This window comes from Alteromonas mediterranea DE, assembly GCF_000020585.3.
In the GTDB taxonomy this organism is placed as follows: Bacteria; Pseudomonadota; Gammaproteobacteria; order Enterobacterales; family Alteromonadaceae; genus Alteromonas; species Alteromonas mediterranea.
Genome location: NC_011138.3, coordinates 2,226,879 through 2,239,246 on the forward strand (window position 1 = coordinate 2,226,879; position 12,368 = coordinate 2,239,246).

The 12,368-nt window shown below is 44.0% G+C and carries 10 protein-coding genes and 1 pseudogene; 4 read left to right on the plus strand and 7 right to left on the minus strand.

What is annotated here, in order from left to right:
• Positions 1-56: 56 nt before the first annotated feature.
• Both MADE_RS09925 and MADE_RS09930 read right to left on the minus strand, forming a co-directional pair.
• Positions 57-710, minus strand: a complete 654-nt coding sequence (locus MADE_RS09925) for a CoA transferase subunit B (RefSeq protein ID WP_012518430.1) — start codon at positions 708-710, stop codon at positions 57-59.
• On the minus strand, positions 710-1,417 hold the full coding sequence (locus MADE_RS09930; RefSeq protein ID WP_012518431.1) for a CoA transferase subunit A: 708 nt from the start codon (positions 1,415-1,417) through the stop codon (positions 710-712). The genes MADE_RS09925 and MADE_RS09930 overlap by 1 nt, the downstream gene beginning before the upstream one ends.
• Positions 1,418-1,539: 122 nt before the next feature.
• Between MADE_RS09930 and MADE_RS09935 the strand changes: the two genes are divergently transcribed.
• Positions 1,540-2,424 carry a LysR family transcriptional regulator gene (locus MADE_RS09935; RefSeq protein WP_023559709.1) on the plus strand — a complete coding sequence of 295 codons (885 nt, stop codon included), beginning with the start codon at positions 1,540-1,542 and terminating at the stop codon, positions 2,422-2,424.
• 70 nt (positions 2,425-2,494) lie between these two features.
• Here MADE_RS09935 and MADE_RS09940 read toward each other — a convergent pair whose 3' ends face one another.
• Both MADE_RS09940 and MADE_RS09945 read right to left on the minus strand, forming a co-directional pair.
• The gene (locus MADE_RS09940; protein ID WP_015067249.1) at positions 2,495-3,253 is read right to left on the minus strand and encodes a hypothetical protein; all 759 of its coding nucleotides are present in this window, start codon (positions 3,251-3,253) and stop codon (positions 2,495-2,497) included.
• 95 nt (positions 3,254-3,348) lie between these two features.
• Positions 3,349-4,053: a sensor histidine kinase gene (locus MADE_RS09945; RefSeq protein WP_012518434.1), complete on the minus strand. Its 705-nt coding sequence runs from the start codon at positions 4,051-4,053 to the stop codon at positions 3,349-3,351.
• Positions 4,054-4,262: 209 nt separating this feature from the next.
• Between MADE_RS09945 and cysB the strand changes: the two genes are divergently transcribed.
• Complete coding sequence (cysB, locus tag MADE_RS09950) at positions 4,263-5,237, plus strand: HTH-type transcriptional regulator CysB (protein ID WP_012518435.1); 975 nt, start codon at positions 4,263-4,265, stop codon at positions 5,235-5,237.
• A gap of 83 nt (positions 5,238-5,320) precedes the next feature.
• Here the strand turns inward: cysB and MADE_RS09955 are convergent.
• The 3 genes and pseudogenes from MADE_RS09955 to pabB all read right to left on the minus strand — a co-directional run bounded on the left by MADE_RS09955 (position 5,321) and on the right by pabB (position 9,007).
• A pseudogene (locus tag MADE_RS09955) lies at positions 5,321-6,693 on the minus strand (L-serine ammonia-lyase).
• 232 nt (positions 6,694-6,925) lie between these two features.
• Complete coding sequence (locus MADE_RS09960; protein ID WP_012518437.1) at positions 6,926-7,498, minus strand: CoA pyrophosphatase; 573 nt, start codon at positions 7,496-7,498, stop codon at positions 6,926-6,928.
• Between the two features lie 48 nt (positions 7,499-7,546).
• Positions 7,547-9,007, minus strand: a complete 1,461-nt coding sequence (gene pabB, locus MADE_RS09965) for an aminodeoxychorismate synthase component I (protein ID WP_023559710.1) — start codon at positions 9,005-9,007, stop codon at positions 7,547-7,549.
• Positions 9,008-9,294: 287 nt separating this feature from the next.
• Here pabB and MADE_RS09970 point away from each other — a divergent pair, with 287 nt between their 5' ends.
• A complete protein-coding gene (locus MADE_RS09970) occupies positions 9,295-10,824 on the plus strand; it encodes a fumarate hydratase (RefSeq protein WP_012518439.1) in 1,530 nt (509 codons plus the stop codon).
• A gap of 224 nt (positions 10,825-11,048) precedes the next feature.
• Positions 11,049-12,338 (plus strand): DNA recombination protein RmuC, encoded by a 1,290-nt coding sequence (rmuC, locus tag MADE_RS09980; RefSeq protein ID WP_012518441.1) that lies wholly within the window; start codon positions 11,049-11,051, stop codon positions 12,336-12,338.
• The last annotated feature ends 30 nt before the right edge of the window (positions 12,339-12,368 follow it).

Here is a 12,368-nt window from a genome sequence, read left to right on the forward strand (position 1 = left end):
AACAGGTACGCCTTTTGGTTGGCTTTTTAATTATCTCAGCATTATTTTCTCAAATATTAAAACTGCATTTCGGGCACGCTGTCTGGTGCAACGAGTTTACCACCGGTTTTTTCTTTTATTTCATCAATGGTGACACCAGGTGCACGCTCTTGTAATACAAACGCACCATTTTCAACGCTTAATACCGCTAAGTCGGTAATAATCCGCGTGATACAGTTAACGCCCGTTAGCGGCAGCGTGCACTCCCCAAGCAGTTTAGGGTTACCGTGTTTGTCGGTGTGGGTCATGGTAACAATGATGTTTTTTGCGCCAGCCACTAGGTCCATTGCGCCGCCCATGCCTTTTACTAATTTTCCAGGTATCATCCATGATGCAATATTGCCCGATACATCGACTTCAAATGCGCCTAGCACGGTGAAATCGACATGGCCGCCGCGTATCATTGCGAAGCTTTCTGCGCTACTGAAAATCGATGCCCCGGTGATGGCGGTAACGGTTTCTTTACCCGCATTTATCATGTCTGCGTCTACTTCGCTTTCGGTGGGGTAACGACCCATACCTAATAGCCCGTTTTCTGACTGTAGCATTACGCTAATATCATCCGGTACATAACTTGCCGCAAGGGTAGGGATGCCTATACCTAAATTCACATAGTCGCCATCTTTAAATTCTTGAGCTACGCGCATGGCAATTTGTTCTCTGCTAAGCATTATACTGACTCCTCACTAACTACACGGCGCTCAATTCGTTTTTCAAAAGTCCCTTGAATAACGCGGTTAACATAAATACCAGGAGTATGAATTTCGCTTGGGTTAAGCGTTCCTGGCTCGACAATCTCTTCAGCTTCCACCACGGTAATCTTACCGGCAGTTGCGGCCATAGGATTGAAGTTTTGCGCCGTGTGTCGATATACACAGTTGCCGAACGTATCCGCTTTCCATGCTTTTACGATAGCAAAGTCGCCGGTAATGGCTTCTTCAAGAATATAGGGGCGCCCATTGAATGATTTTACCTCTTTGCCTTCACCTACCGGCGTCCCATAGCCTGTGGCCGTGTAGAAAGCTGGGATACCCGCACCACCTGCACGCATTTTTTCCGCTAGCGTGCCCTGTGGCGTTAACTCTACTTCTAGTTCACCATCAAGTAATTGCTTTTCAAATAGAGCGTTTTCGCCTACGTAAGACGATACCATTTTGGCAATTTGTTTATCTTCTAACAGAAGACCCAAACCGAAGCCATCAACGCCACAATTGTTCGATACTACCGTGAGATTTGAAACACCCAGCGTTTTGATTTGGGCAATTAGCCCCTCAGGTATTCCGCAAAGACCAAACCCACCTGCAATAACGGTCATTCCGTCTTTCAGACCCGCCATTGCGTCTTCATACGACGAAACGACCTTATTAAATCCTGCCATTTATACTCTCCAACCCATTTTGTTAAAAATAAGTATCAACATTGTTGCTTGATTTGTAAAATCGAATTAATCTTTCTATTAATAAATATTATTTATTAATAGCGAGGTCAGAGGGAATAAACGTGGACGTATCCTACCGACAAATGAAAGCGTTTGTAGAAGTGGCGAAATCTTCGACATTTGCTGAAGCTGCAGTTAATTTACACCTTACTCAGCCAGCACTGTCTTCTGCCATTAAGAAAATGGAAGAGCAATTGGGCGGCAAACTCTTTAAGCGTAATACGCGTAATGTAAGCCTGACACCGGAAGGTGAAGTGTTATTCCCAAATGCCTTACGACTGCTTCACGATTGGGATAACACGTTTTCAGACATACAGAACTTGTTTGCCATGGCCAAAGGTCAGCTGACCATTTGCGCAATGCCCTCATTTGCAGAGTCACATTTACCCAGTATTCTATCTGCTTTTCACAAGAGAACGCCAAACGTCAACTTGCGTATCGTCGATGTAGTGATGGAGCAAGTTATTCACGAAGTCACTACAGGTCGAAGTGAAATAGGGTTTTCCTTCGAGCCAGAGCGAAAAGATGGGCTAGTGTTTAAAAGTCTGTTTGCTGACCAGTTTGTTGTAGTGGCTAATTCTTCTCAGGCCAAGTATTTAAGCAACGCGCCAAGCTGGCAAGACTGCTTGCTGCACCCTCTGGTAATGATGAACAGAGGCTCCGCGGTTCGGCATTGGACACAATCTCAATTAGCGCGTTTTGGAGAATTGAACATTATTGCCGAAACGGGTCAGCTATCAACGCTTGGCAAATTAATTCAAAATGGGTTGGGCATTTCAATTATGCCGGCTATTTGCCAATCTCAAATGGAGGGGTTAGGGCTGGTAGTGAGACAAATAACAATCAACCCGTTGATAAAAAATATCGGTATTATAAAGCATGCGCGAAAGGGTTTGTCGCTACCTGCTCAATCTATGTGGGACTTAGCTATCGCGCATTACGCCTAAATTGTAAAACCAAGTACTATGCGACGGAGTCAGTTAACCCACAGGGATAAGCAGGCTAACTAATAGGCCTTTACCACTTTTTCTTAGGGGCGAATAATTCGTCCAGTTCGTCGCGCTCTTCTTCTTGCTTCTTGGCCCGATCTTTCTCGTTTACGCTCTTAAGGTTACTTTGTATTTCGTGAAGCCATTCGCCTAATGTAGCTAGGCGAGACGTGGAATATTCATCTTGTTGTGTTTGGTTTTCCAGCGCATTTTTGGCTTTTTCAAAATACTGTCTGGCCGAGCCTAACATGTTAGTTTGAAGCGCAGCGCGGCCTCGCTTGATCAAGGTTTCTACGTTGACTTTTATCTGTAGTCGCTCTAACTGTTTATCTTCATCCATAAATACTTTCGAGTCTATTTGACCTTTACTGTGCTCTGAGCGCAGCACAATTCGCAGCTTTTTAACTGCTTGTATATATTGAATGATCATTTTGTCGTTATCAGGTAGAGAAAACTCTGACAATGCACCGCTTTTATCAGAAAGCGCTGCCGCCGTCGCCTGTTCGCTACTTGCAATTCGCTGTTTAAGTTCAGCGGTACTCGATAGTTCATTCATCGCTTTAAGCGCGTTGAGAATTCGATTGTGTAGAATCCCCATGATGCGAGAAGAAACTGGGATGTTAACGCAAGCGGCAATAACGTTTTCTGTCTCATCGACAATGGTGCGCTGCTTTGCTAATTCTGTTCTGCGCTCAGCTTCCTGCTTTTGTCGATGCTGTTGTATTGCGTTAATGAATATGGCCGCGATGAGCAAAACAACAATTAATATGATAATAATCACGTACATGCGTGTCTTTCCGTCTGTTTTATATTTTTTACAACGTCAGTGTATTCTTACTTACGGGCGTTACTTTCTGAATTACTTAAGGTTATCGGTCAATACTACGGTATTTTTACTTCAAATACACTTCCACCGAGCAATCCGCCATTAGAAAGTGCGATTGTTCCTTCCATGTCCTCCTGCGAATGGGCCCGTGCTATCAATTTTGCAAAAAACAAACCGAGTCCCGTTCTGCCCTGACTCAGCTCGAAATCAGAGAGAGCTTCGTGACTCTTAGACAACATAGACTCAGGGTAGCCGACACCGTCGTCTTCTATCTTTATCGATAAGTAGGAAGATGCGTCTATGGTTGCACTGACCTGTATTTTAGAAGTGCCGTAACGCATAGCATTAATGATTACGTCATTTAACAGCAAATAAATGAGTTCACTGTCTAAGTACCAGCTCAAGTCATCCTCAATATCAGTGGTTATGGTTATATTTTTTTGCGCTACATAAAGTGCATTTGACCCTACAACGTCTTCCACTAAGTCTTTGATAAAACTCTCGTCAACAGTAATAGGAAGGCTTTCTAACTCTGCCCGATACAGGGAAAGAATTTGGACAAGGTTGGTATTTAGCCGAGACGCTTCGTAGTGAACACTGGCTACTTGTTCTTTCGCTTCAATATTTGTTGGAGACAACGTCTCACTTAATGTTTCGATAGATTGGATAAGAAGAAATAATGAGTTTTTCATATCGTGCACTGCAGCGGCAAGCACAGAAGAAAAATCGATTGTGGAAGAAACCTGTTTACTGCTACTCATTATTTATTAAACGCCGTGCATCTTATTTGCCGTAACCTTAATGTAGTTCAATTTCATTAAGGCCGAAGCTTTACCGAGTAAAATGGTAAAAAATGAATTATTTTCAACTTTATAATGGCATTTTCGTAATAGCAACTAGTAAAAACGAGTAGTTTTGGTTATAACGGTGGGAGTACAGTGTCAGACTATCCCATTTAACGGTGTAAACTATGAAGCTACAGCAACTACGATATATCGTAGAAGTTCTTAACAATAATTTGAATGTTTCAGCTACCGCTGAAAGTTTGTATACCTCACAACCGGGTATCAGTAAACAAGTGCGCATGCTAGAAGATGAATTAGGCGTTCAAATTTTTGGTCGTAGTGGAAAGCACCTTACGCACGTCACTGATGCTGGTAATGATGTAATCAATATCGCGCGAGAAATTCTTGCGAAAGTTGAAAGCATTAAAGCTGTTGCTAGAGAGCATACACTGCCTGACCAAGGCAAATTAAACATTGCTACTACGCATACACAAGCCCGCTATGCATTGCCAGATGTAATACAAGGCTTTATGAGTAAGTACCCAAAGGTATCGCTTCATATGCACCAGGGTACGCCATCTCAAATAAGTGACCTAGCAGCAAAAGGTGAAGCAGATTTTGCCATTGCCACTGAAGCACTTCACTTATATAACGATCTGGTCATGCTGCCTTGCTATCACTGGAATCGCAGTGTCATCGTTAATAAAGATCATCCGCTTTCTAAGAAGGGCACCATAGACATTTCGGATATAGCAAAGTATCCCTTAGTTACTTATGTGTTCGGTTTTACAGGTCGCTCAGAACTCGATCAAGCGTTTGAAAGAGCAGAGCTTACACCTAAAATTGTCTTCACTGCGACAGACGCCGATGTAATTAAAACGTACGTTCGTCTTGGTGTAGGTATAGGCGTTATAGCCTCTATGGCGGTAAGTGAAGAGCTTGATGATGATTTAGTTAAAATAGACGCAAGTCACTTATTCGATTACAGCACAACAAAGATTGGTTTTAGAAAAGGGTCGTTCTTACGAAGCTATATGTATGACTTTATCGAGCGATTTGCACCTCATTTAACTAAAGACAAGGTGGAAAAAGCCATGATGCTGAAAAACAATGACGAAGTAGAAAAAATGTTCAAAGGCGTAACGCTTCCCGTGAAGTAGCGTTGTGAAAAACAAGCATGAATGAAAAAAGGGGCTGTTGCCCCTTTTTTGTATTTTAGTCTTTGTTTACTGCGGGCTAACGATCAACACTCTATGATATTTACTGCCAGTCCGCCTCGTGCCGTTTCTTTATATTTGGTTTTCATATCGTTGCCGGTATCGCGCATGGTCTTAATTACCTTGTCTAACGATACTTTCTGATCGCCCGTCCCGCGTAGTGCAAGTCGCGAAGCATTAATCGCTTTAATCGCGCCCATGGCATTTCGTTCGATACACGGGACTTGTACAAGCCCACCAACCGGGTCACACGTAAGCCCTAGGTTATGCTCCATACCAATTTCTGCTGCGTTTTCTACCGACGCTGCGGTACCGCCCATTATCTCTGCAAGTGCGCCCGCAGCCATTGAACAGGCTACCCCAACTTCGCCCTGACAGCCGACCTCTGCGCCAGATATAGAAGCATTTTCCTTATAAAGAATACCTATTGCACCGGCGGTAAGAAGAAAACGGCTTGCGACTTCTTCATCTACAGGGCGTATAAATTTATCTACGTATTGAAGCACAGCGGGAATAATTCCGGCAGCGCCATTTGTAGGGGCAGTCACCACACGCCCGCCGGCTGCATTTTCTTCGTTAACAGCTAGCGCAAATAAGTTTACCCAGTCCATGGTCTGCATGGGGTCGTTAGTATGCTCCGTTTGAAGGCGGCGATATAAGCCAGGTGCGCGACGGACTACTTTTAGACCGCCAGGTAAAATACCTTCACTTTCAATGCCGCGTTGAATACAGGCTTTCATTACCAGCCATATATTATGCAACTGCTGCTTTACTTCATGCTTCGACCTAAACGTAGACTCATTACGCAGCATTAGCGAGCTAATACTTAACCCATTGGTTTTACATAAAGCAAGTAGCTCCTCGGCTGTTTTAAAGGAAAGGGGACCGAAGCTTGTAGGGTAGCAGCGTGCGCTTTAGTCGCATCAAAGTCTTCGTCTTTTATAATGAAGCCACCGCCGATACTGTAGTATGTTTGCTGTTTTAACAACGCATCTTTGGCGTACGCGTAGAATGTCAGCGCGTTAGCATGTTTAGGTAGCGATTTACGGCGGTGGAAAATGATTGCGTTCTTGTTTGGGAAGCGCACTAGCTGCTGACCATTGAGTCGAAGTTGCTCGCTGTTGCGAATTTCCTCTAGTCTCGATTCAATGCTGTCTACATCAATCACATCGGGGAGTTCGCCGAGTAAACCCAAAATCACTGCTTTTCCTGTACCGTGTCCGATACCTGTTTGACCAAGAGAGCCAAACAATTCCACTTTTACACTATCTACAGTTTCAAAAAGCGCATTATCTTGTGCTAATTCGCCTACAAATTCAGCACCAGCTTTCATTGGACCTACCGTATGCGAACTAGAAGGGCCAATACCCACGCTAAACATATCAAATACACTAATCATAAACTTTCAAAATTAAAACAAAGTAATAATTAGATCATGCATCTACTAGGTAAAAACCACAATACAGAAATGCTAATAGCGAGATTAGTTTTGCTAATACACTGTAAAGATTAATTTATAGCGCAGTAAAGTTTTGAGATACGTTTGGGCATAGAACGTATTGTTAGCGGTATAACCACGTGTGTTTATACGCAGTGCTACGGGCTTAACCTGAAGTATGAATGTACGTGACCTAGGGGTGGATATGATGGGAAAGGTTACGCAGCATCGCTGCTGTCGCCCCCCATATCATTCTTTCTTGCCAAGGAATAAAGTAAATAGGGAAGGCTTTTTTATCTCGGTGGGTTGTATGAACAAGGTGGTTTTTGCGATTTAACACATGAGCTAGGGGAACTTCGAACACGCTCTCTACCTCGTTTTTATCGATAACGGGGGTAAAGTCGGGGTTAACAAAGCCTACTACTGGCGCAATTTCATAGCCGCTGATGGTGCGGTATCTTGGTAGCATGCCTACCACATCAACGTGGCTTGAAGGAAGGCCAACTTCTTCTTCTGCTTCCCTTAGTGCAGCATCGAACAGCGTGTTGTCTGAGCTATCTACCGCGCCGCCTGGGAAGCTTATTTGTCCAGGGTGGTGTTTCAGGTGATGGGCCCGTTCTGTAAGTAATAGTCGAAGTGAATTTCCGTAATCAATCAGTGGGATTAATACCGCAGCCGGACGACCTGTTTTTTGTAAAGGAAAATCAGGTTCAATGTGAGGCTGCCTAAAGTGATGAAATTGAGATAGAAATTCGTTTCGTGTCATGGCCTTCTAATAATAGTTGTAAACAAGGTTGCTTGTATACCCTTTCAATTATTGGTTTATCGATTCAAGTACCGGCAGTATCTTCGAGACTTTGTCGAGGGTTTCTTGGTATTCTTCAGTGGGTACTGAATCTAAAACAATACCACCGCCGGCCCAACAATGTAATCGGTTATTCTCTGCCAATACTGTTCTAATACAAATGCTTGAGTCCATGTCCTCACGGTAACCCATGTAAAAAACACTACCGCAATAAATATTACGTCGGTGTGGCTCTAGTTCATCAATGACTTCCATTGCACGAATTTTAGGGGCGCCAGTAATAGAGCCGCCGGGAAAGGCTGCCGCTAACAACTCAAGTGGTGAGGCGGTTTCGTTTAGCTCTCCGGTAACCGTACTGACTAAATGATGAACCGCTTCATAGCTTTCAAGGGCAAAGAGTGCAGGTACTTTTACCGAATGGGGCTTACAGTGCTTCGAAATGTCGTTTCGCAGCAAATCGACAATCATCAGGTTTTCAGAGCGATCCTTTTCTGCTGATAGCAGACTATCAGCACTCGCTTTATCCTTTAACGGGTTCTTAAATCGTGGACGCGTGCCCTTAATCGGCTTAGTTTCAACTATGCCATCCTTAACCCGCAAAAACCGCTCCGGTGAAATAGAAGCAATACAGCCGTCCGGCAGGTTGAAATACGCAGAGAACGGCGCTTGGTTTTGATTGCGTAGTTCACAGTACGCTTGCCAAATATTACCTTCATATGATGCAGTAAAACGTTGCGCCATATTAACTTGGTAACAGTCCCCAGCACGCAGATAGCCCTCGATGGTGGCTAAACTTTTTTTATACTCATGCTTAGACAGGTTTGATGTAAACGGCGTTGTTAACTTGAAATCTGAAGGCACAGTATCAGTGGCAACTTTTTTACTGCTGTCAGGGGCAGCAAAAAATGATGTTAAGGGGGCGTTATCTACTGAGCAGTAGTAGATATGGCCAGTTTGGGTATCTTCGATAAGCGAACGTAAGTATAGCCCAACGGTAAAGTCAGGCGTCGCGTAGTCGGCTTTCGCAACACTTGGCAATGCTTCATAGAAACGCCCTGTGTCATAACCCGCCATGCCCGCCACACCAACGATAAAGGGTAGGTGGGATGTATCGAAGTCTGCATCTGCATTTATTACTACATTATTTAACTGTGAGTGCAAGTGTTGTTCGACGGCCTCGAAAGGGCGCTGCAGAAGGGCCTCACGCATCGACGTAGAGACATCCACCAAGGTTACTTCATCGCCCTTAGCTTCAATAACGGATACAGGCGAAAATGCCATTATGTTGTAACGACCATCACTTTTTAAAGAGCCTGATGTGTCAAGCAGAAGGGAATAAGGTAGCGATGCCACCTGTTCAAAAAGCGTATTGAATGGCTCATGTGTGTTGTGATGTAAACCAACAATATTTAAGAGCGCTTCTTTCGTATAGCGAGACACATAGACGTGTAAGGGATATGCGTGTGACATAGGTAAATACAATACTTCTTTTTAAGGTCGTGACATTTCTTCAAACGCTTTGTTGAGAACCATTTTTAACTCAATTACAAAGCATTTTACGTGTACAACTACATAACGTTATGTTAATAATCCAGCGCGTCTAATACCGTTTTAGAAAGGCAAGGCGACATAGCTTTTAAAAATAGCTGGAATTAGCATTATGCGTATGGTTTTACATGGTGCGATGCCTTTAGATGCGCTAGTATACGCTTTTTTAGATAGCTAAGACCACGAAAGCCAAATAAAAAGAGGATGTCATGACCGTTATCCGTCAACAAGACTTCATTGACAGCATTGAAGATGCCCTGCAGTTCATTTCTTACTACCACCCACTCGATTACGTAAAAGCCGTAGAAGAAGCGTATAACAAAGAACAGAGCCAAGCTGCGAAAGACGCTATGGCGCAAATTCTTATCAACTCTCGCATGTCAGCAGAGGGCAAACGCCCACTTTGTCAAGACACGGGTATTGTAACCTGCTTTGTTAAAGTGGGGATGGGTGTAATGTGGGATAAAACCGACATGACCGTTCAGGAGATGGTTGATGAAGGTACCCGTCGTGCCTACCTTAATCCAGATAACCCGCTGCGTGCGTCAATTGTGGCAGACCCTGCTGGAGCCCGTAAAAACACCAAAGATAACACGCCATCTGTGGTTCACATTGATATGGTGGCAGGTGAAAAAATTGAGGTGATGATCGCGGCAAAAGGTGGCGGCTCTGAAAACAAATCTAAAATGGTAATGCTTAACCCGAGCGATGATATTGCTGATTGGGTGGTTAAAACGCTACCAACAATGGGGGCGGGCTGGTGTCCACCCGGTATGCTTGGAATAGGTATAGGCGGTACAGCTGAAAAAGCAGCGGTACTTGCTAAAGAAAGCCTGATGGACCCTGTCGATATACAAGAGTTGATTGAACGCGGCCCACAAACTACCGATGAAAAGCTTCGCTTAGAAATTTTTGACCGCGTAAATAAACTCGGTATTGGCGCGCAAGGTTTAGGGGGTTTAACAACGGTAGTGGATGTGAAGATCAAATCCCTGCCTACACACGCCGCTTCTAAGCCTGTAGCCATGATTCCTAACTGCGCTGCGACACGTCATGCACATTTTTATTTAGACGGTTCAGGCCCGGCAGAGCTAACGCCACCTAAGCTTGAAGACTGGCCAGAAGTAACATGGGAAGTGAGTGAAAATACCCGCCGTGTAAACCTTGATGAAGTGACCAAGGATGATATTCAAGAGTGGAAAGTAGGCGAGACCGTATTACTATCGGGTAAAATGCTTACAGGTCGTGATGCAGCGCATAAACGTATTCAAACTATGATGGAAAACGGCGAAGGGCTTCCCGAAGGCGTTGACCTAACCAACCGCTTTATTTATTACGTTGGCCCAGTTGACGCTGTAGGCGATGAAGTTGTAGGCCCTGCTGGCCCCACGACGGCGACGCGTATGGATAAATTCACCGATATGATGTTAGAAGAAACCGGCCTAATCGGCATGATTGGTAAAGCAGAGCGCGGCCCTGCTACGGTTGACTCAATCGCTAAACACAAAGCGGTGTATTTAATGGCAGTGGGTGGTGCAGCTTACTTAGTGTCTAAAGCAATTAAAAACGCGCGCGTTGTCGCTTTTGAAGATTTAGGTATGGAAGCCATCTACGAGTTTGACGTTGTTGATATGCCAGTAACGGTCGCTGTCGATAGTACAGGTGCCAATGCGCATAAAAATGGTCCAGCCATTTGGAAAGCAAAGATTGAAGAGTTAGACGCGTCGCTATCTAAATAGAGGCCAGCTTATGTTGAGCGACTGCATTATATTCGCTTAACTCATGCTCTAGTTCATAAAAAACAGGTGCGTATGCACCTGTTTTTGTATCTTTTATTAACCTTACCGTTAAGAGTGCGTACCAAAAATTCGCACCCTTAGTAGATAACGCGACCGCTGATGTTGGTAAACGCAGTAAGATTTGTTTATAGTGCTGTACAAAATAACAGTATGAAGTTAGCACTATGTTTTCCAACCTTATTTCCAGCGAACCCACTGCATTTTTAATTGCGTTTCTTAGTCTTGGCGTACTCGCGCTCTATTTATTCATTCGTAGCCAGACAGTGGCCGCGAGAATGAAGCATGTCACTAAACAATGTGAACAATTACAAACTGAATTAAATAGTGAGCGAATCGCTAGCGCCAAGTTACACGCACAAAATGAAGCGCATCAAGCACGCATCCAGGCGCTTCACACCGCGCATGAAGATAAACTTGCTGCGATGAACGCGTCTGAGCAGCGCTTACATACCCAGTTTGAAAACCTCGCAAACCGAATATTTGAAGAGAAGCAGCAGCGTTATACACAGCAAACTAAACACAATATTGAAGCGGTGCTTGCACCGTTTAAAAACGAATTAGACGGGTTTAAGCGCCAAATCTCTGAGCAGCATATCCGCGAAGGTCAAGAGCGCGCCTCGCTTAAAACAGAAATATTAAGTCTTAAAGCACTTAATCAGAAAATCACTGAAGAAGCCGCCGCATTAACCAATGCTCTAAAAGGCGACAATAAAAAACAAGGTAATTGGGGCGAGGTAGTATTAGAGCGAATTCTAAAAGAGTCAGGTTTACGAGAAGGTCACGAGTTCGAAACGCAAATGTCTGCTACCTCTGAACAAGGCAAACGCTTCCAGCCTGATGTTGTCGTGCACTTACCCAATGATAAAGACGTCATAATAGATTCGAAAGTGAGCCTCGCCGCTTATGAGCGCTACTTCAACTGTGAAGATGATACAGAAAAAGCCCAACACCTTGCGCAACATGTTGCGTCTATTAAAGGCCACATCAAAGGCCTAGGAGCGAAAGACTATCAAACGTTACAGGGCATTAAAACGCTAGACTATGTGTTGCTTTTCATTCCTATTGAGCCTGCATTTCTTATTGCAGTTGAAGAAGAGCCAGAGCTTGTTACCACCGCGCTTAATCACAATATTATGCTGGTTAGCCCTACAAACTTATTAGTTGCTCTTAGAACGATTAATAACATCTGGCAATACGAATACCAAAACCAAAACGCACAGCTTATCGCCGACCAGGCAGCTAAACTTTATGACAAGTTTGTTGGCTTTGTCACTGATATGGAAAAAGTAGGGAAGTCAATGGACAGTGCCCATACCAGTTACGAACAGGCAATGAATAAACTAACCAGTGGAAGAGGGAATATTGTAAGACAGATAGAGAAGTTTCGGGAGCTAGGGGTGCAGCCTAGTAAACGAATGTCACAACATTTGCAGCAACTTTCTCAAGATGATTAAAAAAGGCCGCTTTAAAAGCGGCCTTTCTAG